Source organism: Paracoccus sp. NFXS7 (assembly GCF_040148865.1).
GTDB classification, from domain to species: domain Bacteria; phylum Pseudomonadota; class Alphaproteobacteria; order Rhodobacterales; family Rhodobacteraceae; genus Paracoccus; species Paracoccus marcusii.
Genome location: NZ_JAKEKV010000004.1, coordinates 138,242 through 154,951, shown reverse-complemented (window position 1 = coordinate 154,951; position 16,710 = coordinate 138,242). Strand labels below are relative to the sequence as shown.

17 protein-coding genes and 1 tRNA gene are annotated in these 16,710 nt (G+C 69.3%); 3 read left to right on the top strand and 15 right to left on the bottom strand.

Going from position 1 to position 16,710, the window contains the following annotated elements; genetic code table 11:
* Positions 1 to 81: 81 nt before the first annotated feature.
* Positions 82 to 708 (top strand): alpha/beta fold hydrolase, encoded by a 627-nt coding sequence (locus tag LZ686_RS09225; RefSeq protein WP_349547583.1) that lies wholly within the window; start codon positions 82 to 84, stop codon positions 706 to 708.
* Here the strand turns inward: LZ686_RS09225 and doeB are convergent.
* The 7 genes from doeB to ehuR all read right to left on the bottom strand — a co-directional run bounded on the left by doeB (position 705) and on the right by ehuR (position 8,280).
* Positions 705 to 1,694 carry a N(2)-acetyl-L-2,4-diaminobutanoate deacetylase DoeB gene (gene doeB, locus LZ686_RS09220; RefSeq protein WP_127898323.1) on the bottom strand — a complete coding sequence of 330 codons (990 nt, stop codon included), beginning with the start codon at positions 1,692 to 1,694 and terminating at the stop codon, positions 705 to 707. The genes LZ686_RS09225 and doeB overlap by 4 nt on opposite strands.
* Complete coding sequence (gene doeA / locus LZ686_RS09215; protein WP_349547582.1) at positions 1,691 to 2,887, bottom strand: ectoine hydrolase DoeA; 1,197 nt, start codon at positions 2,885 to 2,887, stop codon at positions 1,691 to 1,693. Before doeA ends, doeB begins: the two co-directional genes overlap by 4 nt.
* Before the next feature lie 27 nt (positions 2,888 to 2,914).
* A complete protein-coding gene (locus LZ686_RS09210) occupies positions 2,915 to 3,616 on the bottom strand; it encodes a maleate cis-trans isomerase family protein (protein WP_349547581.1) in 702 nt (233 codons plus the stop codon).
* 10 nt (positions 3,617 to 3,626) lie between these two features.
* Positions 3,627 to 4,913, bottom strand: coding sequence for a TRAP transporter large permease (locus LZ686_RS09205; RefSeq protein WP_349547580.1), 1,287 nt, complete (start codon positions 4,911 to 4,913; stop codon positions 3,627 to 3,629).
* Positions 4,910 to 5,575: a TRAP transporter small permease gene (locus LZ686_RS09200; protein ID WP_349547579.1), complete on the bottom strand. Its 666-nt coding sequence runs from the start codon at positions 5,573 to 5,575 to the stop codon at positions 4,910 to 4,912. Before LZ686_RS09200 ends, LZ686_RS09205 begins: the two co-directional genes overlap by 4 nt.
* Before the next feature lie 64 nt (positions 5,576 to 5,639).
* Positions 5,640 to 6,665 (bottom strand): TRAP transporter substrate-binding protein, encoded by a 1,026-nt coding sequence (locus LZ686_RS09195; RefSeq protein WP_139597512.1) that lies wholly within the window; start codon positions 6,663 to 6,665, stop codon positions 5,640 to 5,642.
* Between the two features lie 187 nt (positions 6,666 to 6,852).
* A complete protein-coding gene (gene ehuR / locus LZ686_RS09190) occupies positions 6,853 to 8,280 on the bottom strand; it encodes a MocR-like ectoine utilization transcription factor EhuR (RefSeq protein ID WP_349547578.1) in 1,428 nt (475 codons plus the stop codon).
* Between ehuR and LZ686_RS09185 the strand changes: the two genes are divergently transcribed.
* Positions 8,279 to 8,782, top strand: coding sequence for an Lrp/AsnC family transcriptional regulator (locus LZ686_RS09185; RefSeq protein WP_349547577.1), 504 nt, complete (start codon positions 8,279 to 8,281; stop codon positions 8,780 to 8,782). The genes ehuR and LZ686_RS09185 overlap by 2 nt on opposite strands.
* 93 nt (positions 8,783 to 8,875) lie before the next feature.
* Positions 8,876 to 10,246: an aspartate aminotransferase family protein gene (locus LZ686_RS09180; protein WP_349547656.1), complete on the top strand. Its 1,371-nt coding sequence runs from the start codon at positions 8,876 to 8,878 to the stop codon at positions 10,244 to 10,246.
* 27 nt (positions 10,247 to 10,273) lie between these two features.
* Here the strand turns inward: LZ686_RS09180 and LZ686_RS09175 are convergent, their stop codons facing one another.
* From LZ686_RS09175 to LZ686_RS09140, 8 genes are all read right to left on the bottom strand, one after another.
* Positions 10,274 to 10,861, bottom strand: a complete 588-nt coding sequence (locus LZ686_RS09175; RefSeq protein ID WP_349547576.1) for a nucleotidyltransferase family protein — start codon at positions 10,859 to 10,861, stop codon at positions 10,274 to 10,276.
* A complete protein-coding gene (locus LZ686_RS09170) occupies positions 10,858 to 11,691 on the bottom strand; it encodes an XdhC family protein (RefSeq protein WP_349547575.1) in 834 nt (277 codons plus the stop codon). Before LZ686_RS09170 ends, LZ686_RS09175 begins: the two co-directional genes overlap by 4 nt.
* A gap of 79 nt (positions 11,692 to 11,770) precedes the next feature.
* Positions 11,771 to 12,385, bottom strand: coding sequence for a hypothetical protein (locus LZ686_RS09165; protein WP_349547574.1), 615 nt, complete (start codon positions 12,383 to 12,385; stop codon positions 11,771 to 11,773).
* Positions 12,382 to 14,679 (bottom strand): xanthine dehydrogenase family protein molybdopterin-binding subunit, encoded by a 2,298-nt coding sequence (locus tag LZ686_RS09160; RefSeq protein WP_349547573.1) that lies wholly within the window; start codon positions 14,677 to 14,679, stop codon positions 12,382 to 12,384. Before LZ686_RS09160 ends, LZ686_RS09165 begins: the two co-directional genes overlap by 4 nt.
* Entirely contained in the window at positions 14,607 to 15,065 is a 459-nt protein-coding gene (locus tag LZ686_RS09155) for a (2Fe-2S)-binding protein (RefSeq protein ID WP_349547572.1), read from the bottom strand. Before LZ686_RS09155 ends, LZ686_RS09160 begins: the two co-directional genes overlap by 73 nt.
* A 107-nt stretch (positions 15,066 to 15,172) precedes the next feature.
* Complete coding sequence (rpmG, locus tag LZ686_RS09150) at positions 15,173 to 15,340, bottom strand: 50S ribosomal protein L33 (protein ID WP_042244479.1); 168 nt, start codon at positions 15,338 to 15,340, stop codon at positions 15,173 to 15,175.
* Between the two features lie 234 nt (positions 15,341 to 15,574).
* A tRNA-Glu gene (locus LZ686_RS09145) sits at positions 15,575 to 15,649 on the bottom strand.
* A gap of 113 nt (positions 15,650 to 15,762) precedes the next feature.
* Positions 15,763 to 16,692 (bottom strand): AEC family transporter, encoded by a 930-nt coding sequence (locus LZ686_RS09140; RefSeq protein WP_304615246.1) that lies wholly within the window; start codon positions 16,690 to 16,692, stop codon positions 15,763 to 15,765.
* Between the last annotated feature and the right edge of the window lie 18 nt (positions 16,693 to 16,710).

Sequence of the window (16,710 nt, the reverse complement as noted above, 5' to 3'; positions counted from 1 at the left end):
CCCTTTGGCCGCCATCAGGCGCGTCCGGGCGGGCGCGGTCAAGGACTTGCCGCGCGGGCCGTCGAGGGTCAGGGTCGGCGCATGACCGATATCCTGCTGATCCACGGAGCATGGCACGGCGGCTGGTGCTGGGACCGGACCGCGGCCCTGCTGCGGGCGCAAGCCTGGCGCGTGGCCTGTCCCGATGTCGCGGGCGACACCCTGGCCACCTGCGCCGCGGCCCTGCCCTGGGCGCCGGTGGTGGTGGGTCATTCCCTGGGCGGCATGCTGGCCGAGGCGATGGACCCGGCACCGCGGGTGCTGATCCACCTGTGTTCCTATCTGCCGTTACCGGGCGACAGCGTGGCGTCGCTGGACAGGCTGATCCCCGCGCCGCCCCGGAACTGGCCGCGCGACGACCTGGGGCGGCTGGTTCTGCCGCCAGACGCCGCGCGGGCGATGCTGTATGACGATTGCGCCGACGCCGATCTGTCCCGCCTGCGGCCCCAGCCGGTCGGCCCGCTGCGCGACACGCTGCCGGGCCCGCGCAAGCAGACCACCCGCCATTATGTCCTGTGCGACCGGGACCGCGCCATCCTGCCTGCCGCGCAGCGCGCGATGCTGGACCGCGCGCCGGTCGATCACCTGCACCACCGGCCCTGGGGGCATTCGCCCTTCCAGTCCGACCCGCAGGCTCTGGCCGACCTGATCGACGCGATCGCGCGCTAGGGCGCGGGGACGGCCACCACCGCCAGGCAGTCGCCGGTCTGCACCAGCCCCGGAAAGTGCCGCGCAGCCAGCAGGCCGGGGCGGTTCGCGCAGACCGTCACGGGCGCGATGCCGGTGCGGTCCACGGGCCAGATGCAGGCCAGCGGCTGCCCCTCGGCCACGTCCTGACCCAGATCGACCAGGGGGTGCAGCAACCCGCCTTGGGGCGCGAAGTGGAAGCAGGCATCGTCGGGCATGTCCAGCATGCGACTGTCGTCCACCCCCTCGACCGGGCCGGACAGGATGCCCGCATGGCGCAGCACGTTGCGTGCCCCGCGCAGCGCGATGGACACGGTCGCCGCAGTGGCCGTGCCGCCGCCGCCCAGTTCCGTGGTGACGAAGACTTTGCCCTGCTGTTCCACGGTCGTGTCGAACATGCCCACCGCGTCGATTTCCCGCATCATCATCGACCAGGGCGCGCCAAAGGCCCGCATCGCGGCCACGCAGGCCGCCTGCTGATCCGCGTCGTCCAGGTAATGCGCCGCGGCATAGGGCAGAAAGTCCAGCGTCTTGCCCCCCGAATGGTAATCCAGCACCAGGTCGGCGGCGGGCACCAGGACCGTCGCCAGGTAATCCGCGATCTTCTGCGTGACCGAACCGTCGGGGCGCCCCGGAAAGGCGCGGTTCATGTTCACCCCGTCGATGGGGCTGACCCGCGTACCCGCCGCGACCGCGGGCGCGTTCATCGCGGGCAGGATGATCACGCGGCCCATCACCTGCGCGGGCTCCAGCTCCCATGCCAGCTGCTGCAGCGCCAGGGGGCCTTCGTATTCGTCACCGTGATTGCCCCCGGTCAGCAAGGCGGTGGGCCCGTCGCCGCCACGGATCACCGTTAGCGGGATCATCACGCTGCCCCAGGCGCTGTCGTTGCGGCTGTAGGGCAGACGCAGAAAGCCGTGATGCTTGCCCGGCGCGTCAAGCGGTATGGTGGGTGTGATCGCGGTCATCCCTTCACCAGCATCCGGCGCGGCAGGGTGCAGAACAGGTCGGGCGCGCCATCGGTGATGATAATCGATTCCGTCGTCTCGTACCCCCAGTCGTCCATCCACAGCCCTGTCATGAAATGGAACGTCATGCCCGGCTTCAGCACGGTCTTGTCGCCCCGGCGCAGCGACATGGTGCGTTCGCCCCAGTCGGGCGGATAGGACAGGCCGATCGGGTATCCGGTGCGGTTGTCCTTGACGATGCCGTGGCGGTCCAGCACCCGGAAGAAGGCGTTGGCGACATCCTCGCAGGTGTTGCCGGCGCGGGCGGCCTCCAGCCCCTCGTCCATGCCCTCCAGGACGGCCTTCTCGGCCTCCAGCATGGCGTCGGGGGGCGTGCCCAGAAAGATCGTGCGCGACAGCGGCACGTGGTATCGCTGATAGCAGCCGGCAATCTCGAAGAAGGTGCCCTCCTCGGGCTTCATCGGCTGGTCGTCCCAGGTCAGGTGCGGCGCCCCCGCATCCGGCCCCGACGGCAGCAGCGGCACGATGGCCGGATAATCGCCGCCATGCCCCGACCACTCGTCATAGCGCAGGCCCGCATCATAGATCTCGGCCACCAGGTCGCATTTGCGCATGCCGACCTCGACCTTGTCGGCGATGCGGCGGTGCATGCGCTCGACGATGCGCGCGGCCTTGCGCATGTATTCCAGTTCCTTCTCCGTCTTGACGGCGCGCTGCCAGTTGACCAGCGACGCGGCATCCGTCAGCCGCGCATCGGGCATGCCCGCCGCCAGGCAGGCATTGGCCTTGGCCGAATACCAGTAGTTGTCCATCTCGACCCCGATGGTGCCCCGGTTCCAGCCCAGATCGGTCAGACGGGCGGCCAGGTATTCCATCGGGTGACGCTCGGTCGATTGGACGTAATGGTCGGGATAGCCGATGATCGCGTCCTCGGGCATCCAGACGGTACGCAGCGCGCCCTGCGCGTCCTGCCCGCGCCCGAACCAGACGGGCGGGCCCGACGGCCCGACGATCACGCATTGATGCACATAGAACGACCAGCCGTCATAGCCGGTCAGCCAGGCCATGTTGGACGGGTCGCTGACGATCAGCGCGTCCAGGCCCTGGCGCGCCATGCGGGCGCGGGTGCCGGCCAGCCGGGCCTCGTATTCCTCGGTCGCGAAACGTTCGGGCGTGCGTTGCAGTTCAGGCATGGGACGGACCTTGCGTCGGGGGGTGAATTACCAGCTGCGGGTGCGGAACAGCGCGCCCGGCCCGCGGCCCGGGATGCGCGCGCGGTCCAGCATCGCCCAGAACAGCGCCTGGTTCGAGGTGACGACCGGTTTGCCCAGCAGCCCCTCCAGCGTGTCGATCAGGTCCAGCGCGGGCAGCGCGGTGCAGGACATGAACAGCGCCTGCGCGTCGGGATGGTCACTGGCCAGCGCCATCTCGGTGATCTCGGTCGGGTTCAGCATGGCCATGTCGCGGTCGTCGGCATGACCCATCGACGACCGGCGGACGACGTCGATGCCGTGGGATGCAAAATGATCGCCGACCAGGTCGGTCGTCGCCGCCAGATAGGGCGTCATCAGCGCGACCCGCGCCACGCCCAGCGCCGCGAACGCCCGCAGCGCCGCGCCCGCGGGCGTGGTCACCGGCGCGCGACCCCCGGCCAGCGCATCCATCGTGTCGCCCAGCACCGCCGCGGCGGAGGTGCAGCCGAAGCCGATGCCCGACAGCGCCACGCCCGGCACCAGCAGATCCACCGCGTCGCGCAGGCGCGGGCCGGTGGCGCGCAGGTTGTCCTCGGTCGTGGGGTTGTCGAAGGCGATGCGCGTGACGTGCAGCCGGGTTCCGGGCGGCATCAGGCTGGCCGCGTCACCCTCGATCGTCAGGTCGGTGGCCAGGGCCACCAGCCCGAACCGGTTCAGATTGTCCTGCATGCGGCTCCCCTTACCCGTCGATGGACAGGTCGCGCAGGAACAACGCGATCTGCGGGAAAAAGATCAGCAGGATCGATACCGTCAGCAGCATGATCACGAAGGGCGGCGTGCCGCGGATGACCTCCCAGTAGGGCCGGCGGAACACCGCGATGGCCGTGAAGATGTCGCAGCCGAAGGGCGGCGTGGCGCTGCCGATGGCGACCTGCAGGGTGATGATCGTGCCGACCAGCACCGGGTCCAGCCCCGTCGCCTGCACCACCGGCGCAAAGATCGGCACCAGCACCAGGATCACCACGATCGGGTCCACGAACATGCAGCCGATGAAGAACGCGATGGAGATGGTGAACAGCACGCCATAAGGGCCCATGCCGTCGATGCCGATGCCGGCCAGGATCTCCTGCGGGATCTGGGCGAAGCTGATGACATAGCTGAAGGCCGCGCCGGCGCCGACCAGGATGAACACCACCGCGGTGATCAGCCCGGTCGATTTGGCGGTCGCGAACAGCTGGCGGGGCGACACCTGTCGAAAGACCAGCATTTCCAGCACCAGGGCATAGAGGACGCAGGCGGCCGCGGCCTCGGTCGGAGAGAAGACCCCGCCATAGATGCCGCCGATGATCAGCACCGGAAAGCCCATCGGCCAGATGGCACGGCGCACCGCGCGCAGCCGGTCGGGCCAGGGCATGCGCGGTTCCGTCGGCACATTGTGGCGCACCGCATAGACATACGAATAGATCGAGAACATCACTAGGATCAGCAGCCCCGGCCCGATCCCCGCCAGGAACAGCTCTGCGATCGATGTCCCCGACACCACGCCATAGATGATCATGCCGATCGACGGCGGGATCAGAAAGGCGATGTCGGATGCGTTGATGATCAGCGCCAGCGTGAACCGGTCGCTGTAGCCCGCCTTCAGCAGGCGCGGCCGCATCGGGCCGCCCACCGCAACGACCGTGGCCTGCGTCGACCCCGACACCGCGCCGAACATGGTGCAGGCCCCCGCGGTCGAGATGGCCAGCCCGCCCTTGACGTGGCCCAGAAAGGCCATGACCACGTCGATCAGGCGGCCCGCGGACTGGCCGCGGGTCATGATCTCGGCCGCGAAGATGAACATCGGCACCGCGATCAGGCTGGCGGGCTGGATGCCCGCAATGACCTGCTGGACCAGCGTCTCCAGGTGGCCGATGCCGCCGAAGATCGCGACGAAGCCCACGACCGACGCGACGATCAGCGGGACCATCATCGGAAAGCCCAGCAGCAGCAGCACGATCATCGTGCCCAGGATGGCGGTGGTCATGCGTCGGCGTCCTTCTGCGGCAGGTCGTACCCGTCGCGCACGGCGGTCGACAGCCAGATGTCGGGGTCCCTGAGGTTCTTCAGCGCGGTCAGCGCGTATTGCAGGCCGGTCAGGAAGAAGCCGGCGGGAACCCAGACGATGATCCACCATTGCGGGATGCGCAGCGCGGGCAGAACCCTGCCCCGGCCCGCCTGGCTCATGACATAGGACAGCGCGAACCACGCCAGCACCAGCAGCAGCACCGCAGTCAGCGCCGAGATCGCCACCAGCATCGCCTTGCGCGCCCTGGGCGGCAGCGCGTCGGTGATGGCCGACATGCGGATGTGGCGCCCGTGCCGCGCGGCATAGGACATGCCGGCGAACGTCACCAGGACGATCAGCGCCTGGTTGACCTCTTCGGCGAAATAAAGCGAGCGGCCAAAGACGAAGCGGCCGACGACATTGGCGACGGTGTTGAACGCCATCGCCAGCACGCCGATCGCCAGCGCCACGGCCTCCAGCCGGGCGACGGCGCGGTCGGCCACGCCCAGGACGCCGGGCAGACCGGATTCGTACAGCGCATCGTCGATGTCGTCCTGCGCCTGCGTCGCCTCGGCCGCGGCAAGGATGTCCGGGTAGTCGGCCGGGCCTGGGGGCCGGTCACCTTTGGTCTCTGGCGTCATGGCCACCTGTCCATCATCGTTCGCTTAGGCGCCCCGCCCCGCAGGCCGGGACGGGGCACCGGGATCAGCCCTGGGCCGCGGCGGACAGGTCCGCCTTCATCTGGTCCAGGACCTCCTGTGCGCGGGGACCGCCGATCTCCAGGAAGGTCTCCTCGACCTGGGCGGCGGTGTCGCGGAAGGGCGCGCGCTGCTCCTCGGTCAGGGTGGTCACGGTGACCTCGGGGCGGTCGGCGGTGATCTTCTCCAGCGACGCTTCGGTCAGGCCCTGCTGATATTCGATGATGTGGTCGAACGCCGTCTTGGCGGCGTCGCGAACCACCTGCTGGTCCTCGGGGGACAGGCCCTCGAAGAACTCCTGGTTGGCCATCAGCGCAGTGGTGAAGTTGTTGTGGCCCAGCCGGGTGATGTGGTCCTGCACCTCGTACATGCGGGTGGATTCGATGAAGAAGGCCGGGTTCTCCTGCGCATCGACGATGCCGGTCTGCAGGCCGCCATAAACCTCGCCCCAGGGCAGCGGCGTCGGCGTGGCACCGAACGCCTGATAGCTGCTGACCAGCAGCGGGTTGGTCATCACCCGCACCTTGACGTCGTCGAAATCGGCCGGCGCCGCGATGGGCCGGTTCGAGGTGACCATCACCTCGCCCTCGGGGTACATGCTCAGCAGCTCCAGCCCCTGCTGGGCGTACAGCTCGGGGAAGATCGTGTTGATCGCCTCGGAATTGCGGAAGAAGGCGAACAGCTGGTCGTCATCCTCGGGCAGCAGATAGGGCACGAAAAACACCTGCGCCTCGGGGATCAGCGATCCGGTGAAGCCGGGCGACTGGTTCACGAACTGCAGAATGCCCGACTGAGTCTGTTCCATGATGTTGTCGGATTCGCCCAGCGTGCCAAAGGGGAACAACTGGACCTCATGGTCGGAATTGGCCTCGACCTCCTCCTTGAACTTCTGGGCATAGACGCCCTGGACCTCGTCCAGCGCCTCCTCGAAGGCATAGCGCCAGGTGTCGGCCATGGCGGCCCCCGATCCCAGGATCAGGGCGGTCAGGCTGGCGGTGGCAAGGCGGAATGCGGGGCGGGTGGTGATGGTCATGATACCTCCTGTTGGGGCGGGCCCTGCGCGCGGATCGCACGGGCCCTTCTGCGGCAGGATTCGGACCTTTCGGACCGTTCCGATTGGACCCGATGGTTCGGGACAAGCGGAATCCAAGTCAATTGATGTATTAAATCATGACAATTCTGACCGCGAGAGTCAAACAGGTCGCCCGATTGTCCTGCCCTCAGCCCGGAAGAACTGCCGAGACGATGCGCAGCGCCTGTTCAAGATCGCGCGTCGTGGCCCCGCCCAGCGACACGCGCAGCGCCGGCCCCTGGGGCAGGATCGCAAAGCCCGCGCCGGGCGCCAGCGCGACCTGGTGGGACAGCGCGGTGGCCAGGGCCGCGCCTTCGTCGGTGCCGGGGTCCAGCGGCATCCAGCGGTGCAAACCGTGCAGGAACCCCTGCGCACGCTGGCCCAGGACGCGCACGGCCAGCCGGTTCCTTGCGGCCAGTTCGCTGCGCTGCGCCGCCAGCAGCGCGTCCGCCGTGCCGCCGGTGATCCAGTCATGCGCGATCTCGGCCATCAGGGGCGTGGCCATCCAGGCCATCGACAGGTGCCGGTTCAGCGCAGCTTCTGCCATTTTTTCGGGCATCGCCAGAAAACCCAGGCGCAGGCCCGGCGACAGGCATTTCGACAGGCCCGTGAAATAGAAGCTGCGCTCCGGCGCGAATCCCGACAGGGCGGGCGGGCGGCGCGGCGGCATCGGCCCCGTGGGGTCGCTTTCCAGGATCATCAGCCCGGCTTGGGTCGCGGCGCGGGCCAGGACCTCGCGCCGGTCTCGGTCCATCACCCGCGCCCGCGGCCCCCCGCCCGAGGGCAGCAGGAACACCGCCTTCATCCGCCCGCCCGCCGCCCGCGCGGCCCGGATCAGCGCGTCGGGGTCCATGCCGTGTTCGTCGTCGGGGATGCCCTGCAGGCGCAGGTGCAGATGCTGGGCCGCGGGCCGCAGCGTGTGGCAGGTGGCGGATTCGGTCGCGATGATGTCACCCGGCAACGCCACGCATTGCAGCGCGACGAACATCGCAGGCGTGGTCCCGTTGGTGATCAGGATCCGCTGCGCCGGGACCACCATCCCGCAGCGCGCCAGCCACGCCGCGGCCATGCCGCCATACAGCGACATCGTCTGGCGCGGGCGAAAGGACAGCATCGCCGGATCGGGCAGACGGTCCGACAGGCGCAGCAACGTCTCGCTCCAGGCCGTGCGGATCTGGGGCAGCGCCACGGGGGTCATCATCGACAGGTCGATCGGCGGGCGGTCGGTGGGCGCGCGGAACCACGGCACCTCGATCGTCTCGCGCGGGCCGGATCGCACGAAGCTGCCGCGCCCGACCTCTCCCGAGATCAGGTCGGCGCGGATCAGCTCCTCGTACGCGCGGCTGACGGTCTGGACGCTGACGCCCAGCTGCCAGGCCAGGTCGCGATGCGGCGGCAGGCGCGTGCCGGGCGGCAGGCTGCCCGAGTCGATCGCCGCGGCGATACCCTGGGCCAGGCTGCGATAGGCGGGGCGGGTGATGTCGGTGCGTCTCAGGGGCCAGTGGGACATGGGATGCAGGATCGCCCGCCGCGCGCGGATTGACAAGCGGGCCGCGCGCGGGAACATGCGCGCCATGATCCCGCCCCGCAGCCTGCGCCTGGACGACCGCGACATCGCCATCCTGGCGGTGCTGTCGCGCGAGGGACGCATCACCAAGACCGACCTGGCCGCCCGCGTGAACCTGTCGCCCACCCCCTGCTGGGACCGGATGCGGCGGCTGGAACAGGCGGGCCTGATCCGGGGATACCGCGCCCAGATCGACCTTGCCGCCCTGGGGCCGCATGTGCAGGTCTTCGTCACGGTCGAACTGGACCAGCACCGCAGCGAAAGCTTTCAGCGGTTCGAGGCGGTGATCGCGCGCATGGACGCCGTCACCGGCTGCTGGGCGATCGGCGGGGGGTTCGACTATCTGATGTCGGTGATCGCCCCAGACGTGGCCGCGTTCCAGGGGTTCATGGACGGGCTGCTGGACAGCGGCGCGGGTGTCAGGCGCTATTTCAGCTATATCGTGACCAAGCCGGTCAAGGATCAGCCCGCCCTGGGCGCCATGCTGGAACATCATCGGCTTGAGGGCTGAAGTTCAGGGATTTCCTCGGGCAGGACCCATCGGATCAGAGAAATCTTCGGGCCCCACCGCCCTATCCTGCCCCCAGCAGGAACAGGAGCGATGATGCTGACGAATGACGAACTGGCCCGTTGGGACCGCGAGAGCTTTTTCCACCCCTCGACCCATCTGGCGCAATTCGCGCGGGGCGAAGCGCCGCAGCGCATCGTCACCGGGGGCGAGGGCTGTCACATCACCGACCGCGACGGCAACCGCCTGCTGGACGCCTTTGCGGGCCTCTATTGCGTGAACGTGGGCTATGGCCGCCCCGAGATCGCACAGGCCATCGCCGATCAGGCGCATCAGCTGGCCTATTACCACGCCTATGCCGGCCACGGGTCCGAGGCCGCAATCACCTTGGCGCAGATGGTCATGGACCGCGCGCCCCAGGGCATGGCGAGGGTCTATTTCGGCCTGTCGGGGTCGGATGCGAACGAGACGAACATCAAGCTGGTCTGGTATTACAACAACATCCTGGGCCGCCCGAAGAAGAAGAAGATCATCAGCCGGTGGCGGGGTTATCACGGGTCGGGCCTGATGACCGGATCGCTGACAGGGTTGCAGCTGTTTCACGCCAAGTTCGACCTGCCGCTGGACCAGGTGATCCATACCGAGGCGCCGTACTATTTCCGCCGCCCCGACGCGGCCATGTCGGAGGCGGACTTCGTCGGCCATTGCGTGGCGCAACTGGAGGCGCTGATCGCGGAACACGGCGCCGACACCATTGCGGCCTTCATCGGAGAGCCGGTGCTGGGCACGGGGGGCATCGTGCCGCCGCCCGCGGGTTACTGGCCCGCCATCCAGGAGGTTCTGGACCGCCACGACATCCTGCTGATCGCGGATGAGGTGGTGACGGGCTTTGGCCGGTTGGGAACGATGTTCGGGTCGGACCATTACGGCATGCGCCCCGACCTGATCACCAGCGCCAAGGGCCTGACCAGCGCCTATGCGCCCCTGTCGGCCAGCATCGTGGGCCAGCGCGTCTGGGACGTGCTGGCGCGCGGCACGGACGAGAACGGCGTGATGGGGCATGGCTGGACGTATTCCGCCCATCCGATCGGCGCGGCGGCCGGGGTGGCGAACCTGAAGCTGATCGACAGCCTGGGGCTGGTCGGGAATGCGGGCACCGTCGGCGCCTATCTGAACGCGCGGATGCAGGCGGCCCTGGGCGATCACCCCCATGTCGGAGAGGTGCGCGGCGAAGGGATGCTGTGCGCCGTGGAACTGGTCGCGGACCGCGATGCCCGGCGCTTTTTCGACGCGTCCGAGGGCAAGGGCGCCAAGGTCGTGGCGGCGATGCTGAAGCGCGGCGTGATCGCGCGGGCAATGCCGCAGGGCGACATCCTGGGCTTTGCCCCGCCCCTGTGCCTGACGCGCGAGGAGGCCGACCGGATCGTCGCCGTCACGACCGAGGCGGTCGCCGAGGTGTTGGGCTGAATTGCGTCCCGCGACGGCGGGGGGATTTCACATCCCCCCGCACCCCCCTGTGGCTTCGTGCGGCCGCGTCGGTGGCGGAGGGCTGATCTGTTCGGGCAGGTCGATGTCGCGCAAAAGGCCCGGCGCGGGAACCTGTCTGGACGGCGCAAGATCGCGCAGCAGCCGACCCGCGCCCTGATCCCCGGTCAGCTGCGCCAGCCGGGGCAGCCAGTCGCGCGGAAAGCAGGCGGGGGGCAGGGACGCGATACCGTCATGGCTGCAGGACGGCAGACCACCCGCGGCCAGGCTGACGATCTGCGTCAGATGCGCCGCAGTGACGTCGGGCATGTCGCCCAGCGCGATCAGCAGGCGGTCAGGATTGCCGGCAGCGGACAGGCCCGCGCGCAGGCTGTCGGACTGCTGGCCCTGCGCGATGAGGATGATGCGGAAACCATCCAGCAACGGTGCCAGTGCGGGATTGGCGATGACGGCGATGCGGTCGTCCAAGGGAGTGGCCCGCATCGCCTGCGCGGCATGCGCTACAAGCGGCATCCCCGCAACCGTCGCCAGCAGCTTGTCCGAGGGACCGAAACGGCGCGAGGCACCAGCCGCCAGCAGCAGGCCGGTGCAGGTCACGCTGTCAGCACCTCGTAGGCGGCCAGGATCTGGGTCAGGGCCGAGGCCGCGATCAGGCGCGGATCGCGGGCCGGGCTGACGACGCCGATGGGCCCGGTGATCCGGTCCAGCGTCGCCAGGTCGAACCCCTGTTCGGTCAGTGCCGCCAGCCGTGCCGCCTGCGCCCGCCGCGACCCCAGCGCGCCGATGTAGAACGCCTCTGACCGCAGTGCGCGGGCCAGCGCGGGCAGTTCACGGTCGTGGTCGTGAAACAGCGTTACCACGGCGGTATGGGCATCCGGCGTCGCATCCTGTCCCATCACGGGCATGTCCATCGCCGCGACCAGGGTGGTCAGGGCCTGCGCCTCGTCCCCCTCTCCATGGATTTGGAACGCGGGAGGCGGCGGCAGGACCAGGGAAAAGTCGTCGGGGTCGGGATCGCCCGCGCGGCAGGGCGCACCGGTGCGCAGGTTCAGGCACCATCTGCCGGTCCGCCGGCGGATGCGGTCGTCCCAGATGGCGCCCAACCAGTCGGGGTCGGGCTTATGGATCAGCGCGATCTGCACCGTGCCGCCGCAGGGCAGCGGCAGATCGACGGGGCCGCCCACGCCATAGGTCAGCCGCGTCACCGGGCCGGGCGCGTCCAGATGCGCCGCGATGTCCGCATCGATGCAGCCCGCGCCAAGACGGCCCACGCGACCGCCATCGGGCCACAGCGCCATCATCGCGCCGGGGCGGCGGGGAAAGCCGCCCTTGGCATCGGTCAGCATGGCCAGCGACCCGCCGGGACGGCGCAGCAGCGCCTTGACGGGACAGTCGGCGGTGGCGGTGATGGGGGCGGAAATCGACATGGCGCAGTCTTTCGGCAATCGGTGCTGGCAGCCTAACGCAGTCGGCCCGATTTGGATGCCGAAAAAGCGACCAGGATGGTCATTCCGGACAGGGTTGTCCGGCTGCCCCCCATTTCAGCACGTCGTCGATATGCGCCTGCAGGCCGAAGGGCGCGGGTTCGCGGCCCCCGCCGGGCGCGAAACCCCAGGCGACAAAGCCGCCGTGGCTGGCATCGTCGCGCAGGTGTTCGGCCAGTGCGACCCAGTCGCGCCCGCCGTTCCGCTGCGGGTCGCGCAGCTGGCGGCACAGGGCGGGACCGTCCAGGCCGAACCATGCCATCTCGACCGGGGGCAGCTGCCAGAGGATCATTGCGTTCGGTGCCTGATGCGGATCCGATTCCAGCGTCGATGCGGTGACGTGGCAGGTGGCGCAGGGCAGCGTCTCGACCCCCATGCGGCTGTCGCCGCCGCTGACATGCATGCCGTGCGGGCGGGGTTCGGGATATTCGGGACCGGACCACATGGGCAGGTGATCGGGCCCGACATGGCAGTTGGCGCAGCGCGGATGCGACACGACCTGCCGCACACGGTCCCATGCCGCCAGACCGTCGGCAGTGCTGACCGATCCCGCCGCAGGCGGAGCGACGATCGAGGGCATGACACCCTCGGCCCAGGCCGGTCCGGTCATCAGCAGCAGGGCCAGCAGGCGCATCATGCGAACCGCACCCCCCGGGCAAAGGGCAGGTCGCGCAGGCGCAGGCCCGTCGCGGCGAAGATCGCATTGCCCAAGGCCGCGGCGGCGGGCGGAACGCCGGGTTCGCCCAGGCCCCGCAGGGGGCCGTTCTCCAGCAGGCGGACCTGAACGGCGGGGGCCTGGTGCATGCGCAACCCCTCGTAGGCATGGAAATTGGTCTGATCGGGGCGGTGGTCGCGATAGGTCAGTTCGCAGTTCATCGCATGGCCCAGCCCGAACAGCATGCCGCCCGACAGCTGCGCATCGGCGTTCACCGGGTCCAGCACGATGCCCACATCGGCCACGGCAAAGGCCTGTGTCAGGCGGATGCCCTGCGGTGTGTCCTGAACCTCGACCACCTGGGCGCAGGGCACGCCGAAGGACAGGCAGAACGCCACCCCCCGCCCGCGCCCCTGCCCCGCGTCGCGGCCGGTCCACCCCGACAGGTCGCGGACCCCCTCCAGCACCGCGCGCGAGGGGGCGTGGTCGCACAGGCGCAACAGCCCCTCCAGCGGGTCGATGCCGGCCTGCGCGAACATCTCGTCCAGGGCGGTGCCCAGGAAGAAGCCGTTCGACGATGCGCCCACCGACCGCCAGCTGCTGACCGGCACCGATTCGGGCGCGCGCAGGCCCGTCACGCGGAAATGCGGGATCGCAAAGGGCTGGTCCCATGCGCCGGTGGTGATGCTGAGGTCAGGTCCGGGGGGCGCGCTGGCCACGCGCCCGAACCAGGAGGCGATGACCGATGGGCTGGCCACCGTCAGGTCCAGCGCCTGCACGCCATCGGCGGTCGCGCGGCCCCGGACGCGGGCGATCTGCGCGGGGCGGGGCTGGTCATGGGCGAAATCCTCCTCGCGCGACCAGGTCAGCTTGACCGGGCGACCGGGGACGGCCATCGCGATCTGGACAGCCTGGGCGATGAAGTCGATCTCCAGCCGGCGGCCGAAGCTGCCGCCGATCATCTGGTTCTCCAGCCGGATCGCGGTTTCGGGCAGGCCGGTCAGGGCGGCGGCGCGGGCGACCGCGAAATCGGGGACCTGCGTGCCGGCCCAGATGGTGCAGGCATCGTCCGTCACCAGCACGGTGGCGTTCATCGGCTCCAACGGCGCATGGGCCAGAAAGGGCACGCGGTATTCGGCGGTGAAATCGCCGGGGCCGATGGCCGCATCCACGTCGCCATCGTCCCGCTTGCGGCTGTCGATGTCGCCCGCGTCATGGGCGGCCTGCAGCGCCGCCCAGATCGCCTGCTGATCGCCCGCCGTATCGGGGGCCGCAAATTCGACGTACAGCGCCTGCGCGGCGCGCATCGCGGACCAGGTGTCGCGCGCCAGAACCGCGACACCCCCGGTGATCGGCAGCACGCGCATGACGCCGGGCAGGCCTTCGGCCGCGACGGGGTCCAGCCGTGCGACCGTCCCGCCCCAGGGCGCCATCCGCACCGTCGCGTGCAGCATGTCGGGCAGGACCAGATCGATCCCATAGACCTGCGTGCCGGTCGATTTCGCGACCACGTCGGTGCGCGCCATCGGCTTGCCCAGCCAGCGCCACTGCGACCGGTCGCGCAGCACGATCTGGGTCACGGGGGGCATCGCGGCGGCGTCGCGGGCCAGGTCGGGATAGGGGATGCGCGTGCCGTCGGGCAGGATCACCGCGCCCTCTGCGGTGTCCAGATCGGTGCGGTCCAGCCCGTGGCGCAAGGCGGCGGCCTGCTTCAGCGTCTCGCGCGCGACGGCGCCCGCCTGGCGCAGCTTGTCGAAGCCGTCGGTGGTCGAACTGGACCCGCCGGTCATCTGCCAGCCCAGCAGGCGCGCGGGAATGTCGGCGGCGCCCCGCGCGGTTTCGGCCAGCCAACCGGTATCTGTCGGCGCAAAGGGCATGAAATCCGCGATCAACGCGCGGTTATAGTACGTGGCGCTGACCGGGCCGGGCACGATGCGGGCGGTGGCGGGGTCGATGTCCAATTCCTCGGCGATCAGGGCGGCCTGCAGCCAGCGCGCCCCCTGCCCCTTGTCGGCGCGCGGCGCGACCAGCGTGACGCCATCCGCGTCGATCAAGACATAGGGGTTCAGCGCCCCCGCATCCCTCCCCGCAAAAGGATCCGGCAGCGGGCGCGCATAGCGCCAGGCGCCAAAGGCCACGCCCCCGGCCACGGCGACCGACCCGATCAGGAAACCACGCCGCGCGATGCGCCCCGCACGCGACATCAGGCAGGCCCGATGCGGATCGCCGCCGACCAGATCGCCGCGCGGATGCGGGGATAGGTCGCGCAGCGGCACAGGTTGCCCGACATCGCGCGGTCGATGTCCGCGTCTGACGGGTCTGCATTCAGCGCCAGCAGGGACGCGGCCTGCATGATCTGGCCGGACTGGCAATAGCCGCATTGGGCGACCTGCTGTTCGATCCAGGCGGCCTGGACCGGGTGCGGGTCCTCGGGCGTGCCCAGCCCCTCGATCGTGGTGATCTCTCCGGCCACGTCGGCCAGGCGGATCTGGCAGGCGCGCACCGCCATGCCATCCATGTGCACCGTGCAGGCCCCGCATTGCGCGATGCCGCAGCCGTATTTCGTGCCGGTCAGGCCCAGCAGATCGCGCAGCGCCCACAGCAGCGGCATCTGCGGGTCGGCGTCCAGGTCATGGGTGTTTCCGTTGACGATCAGTCGCATGGACGCAATCTGCCGCAGCCCGCCGCGTCGCGCAAGCGGGCGCATCCATGGCAAAAGGCCGCCAGTCCTTGCGGATGGCGGCCCTTGCACAGTCGGACGGGAAGATCTTACTTGATCTTGCCTTCCTTGTATTCGACGTGCTGACGCACGACCGGGTCGTATTTCCGGACGGACATCTTTTCGGTCATCGTGCGGGCATTCTTCTTGGTCACATAGAAGTGGCCGGTGCCGGCGGTCGAGTTCAGCCGGATCTTGATGGTGGTCGGCTTCGCCATGGTTGTTGCTCCTGCTTCGGGGCAATCGCGCGCCGCAAACCCCGTGGAATTCTTATCGAAGCCGCCTTTTAGCCCCGCAGGTGGCGGAGTCAACCGCCAAAGCCGCGGATTGGCACGAAAACATGGGTCTTGGTCGCAGAAAACGGCGCGCCGCCGATAAACGCCCTGCACCATGCGAAACGACCCTGGCACGAAGCCGAGGCGTTGGTCAGTCCGTCGATGTGGGGAAAGAAGTGGCAGCCCGTAGGGGAGTCGAACCCCTCTTTTCAGGTTGAAAACCTGACGTCCTAACCGATAGACGAACGGGCCACTTTCTGTCCGCTGCCAGTCTTCCCTGGCGGCGTGAGGCGGTGTTTAGGCAAAGCCGCGAGAGGCTGCAAGCCAAAAAAACGGACCTGCCCGAAAAAAATCGCACGCGGCCCTCAGGCCCCAAGAAATCCTGCGAAAATAAGCCACAAGGGCAAGGTCAGTGCCGCAAGGACAGTCTGCCAGGTGAAGATCGCGGCATAGAAATCGGCGTCCCCGCCCATCTGGCGCGCCAGGATATAGCCGACGGGCGCCCCCGGTGCGGCCGTGGCCAGCACGCCCGACGCGACCTGCCCCGCAGGCAGGCCGATGGCCAGCGCGGCGGCCAGGAAGATCACCGGGCACAGCGCCAGCCGCAACCACACCCCCAGCCACAGCGCCGGATCGCGCTGCCACAGGCGCGCGGGATCGATCCCCGCCCCCACCGCCAGAAGACCCACGGCCAGCGCCCCCTGCCCCAGCCAGTCCAGCGGTGACAGCACCACCGCGGGCAGGACGACGCCCGACAGGTTCAGCGCCAGCCCCGCCGCGCAGGACAGCACCATCGGGTTGCGGCCGATTTCGGCGCCGATGCGGGCCGTCGCCCCCGCGGGGCGCGGCCCGTCCGACAGCAGCGTCAGCGCCACGATGGCCGAGATGTTGAACGCCGGGATCAGGAACGCAAAGGCCACCGCCAGGTCGCCAAGCGCCTGCCCGCCCAGGCCCTGGGCCGCGACCGCCAGGATCAGCAGCGAATTGAACCGCAGCGCGCCCTGGAACAGCGAGCTGCTGCGCGGCCCGGTCTGATCCCGGCGTGCGGCCCAGATCAGCGCCAGCGCCCCGGTCGCCGCAAAGGCCAGCGCCATCGCGCCCAGATAGGGGCCAAGCCGCCCCAGGGACAGCTCCGACCGATAGATCGACGTCAGCAGGATCGCCGGGAACAGCACGCGGTATCCCAACTGCTCGATTCCCGGCCAGCTGGCGGCGGGAATCAGCCCGCCCCGCCGCGCCAGATGGCCCAGCAGGACGAGGGCTATGACGGGGATGACGGCCAGGGCTGCTTGCATGGGGACCTTTCGGCCGTG

Coding starts and splice junctions, on each gene's coding strand:
- LZ686_RS09225 (WP_349547583.1), top strand. CDS start 82: ATGACCGATATCCTGCTGATCCACGGAGCATGGCACGGCGGCTGGTGC.
- doeB (WP_127898323.1), bottom strand. CDS start 1,694: ATGACCGCGATCACACCCACCATACCGCTTGACGCGCCGGGCAAGCAT.
- doeA (WP_349547582.1), bottom strand. CDS start 2,887: ATGCCTGAACTGCAACGCACGCCCGAACGTTTCGCGACCGAGGAATAC.
- LZ686_RS09210 (WP_349547581.1), bottom strand. CDS start 3,616: ATGCAGGACAATCTGAACCGGTTCGGGCTGGTGGCCCTGGCCACCGAC.
- LZ686_RS09205 (WP_349547580.1), bottom strand. CDS start 4,913: ATGACCACCGCCATCCTGGGCACGATGATCGTGCTGCTGCTGCTGGGC.
- LZ686_RS09200 (WP_349547579.1), bottom strand. CDS start 5,575: ATGACGCCAGAGACCAAAGGTGACCGGCCCCCAGGCCCGGCCGACTAC.
- LZ686_RS09195 (WP_139597512.1), bottom strand. CDS start 6,665: ATGACCATCACCACCCGCCCCGCATTCCGCCTTGCCACCGCCAGCCTG.
- LZ686_RS09185 (WP_349547577.1), top strand. CDS start 8,279: ATGATCCCGCCCCGCAGCCTGCGCCTGGACGACCGCGACATCGCCATC.
- ehuR (WP_349547578.1), bottom strand. CDS start 8,280: ATGGCGCGCATGTTCCCGCGCGCGGCCCGCTTGTCAATCCGCGCGCGG.
- LZ686_RS09180 (WP_349547656.1), top strand. CDS start 8,876: ATGCTGACGAATGACGAACTGGCCCGTTGGGACCGCGAGAGCTTTTTC.
- LZ686_RS09170 (WP_349547575.1), bottom strand. CDS start 11,691: ATGTCGATTTCCGCCCCCATCACCGCCACCGCCGACTGTCCCGTCAAG.
- LZ686_RS09165 (WP_349547574.1), bottom strand. CDS start 12,385: ATGATGCGCCTGCTGGCCCTGCTGCTGATGACCGGACCGGCCTGGGCC.
- LZ686_RS09155 (WP_349547572.1), bottom strand. CDS start 15,065: ATGCGACTGATCGTCAACGGAAACACCCATGACCTGGACGCCGACCCG.
- rpmG (WP_042244479.1), bottom strand. CDS start 15,340: ATGGCGAAGCCGACCACCATCAAGATCCGGCTGAACTCGACCGCCGGC.
- LZ686_RS09140 (WP_304615246.1), bottom strand. CDS start 16,692: ATGCAAGCAGCCCTGGCCGTCATCCCCGTCATAGCCCTCGTCCTGCTG.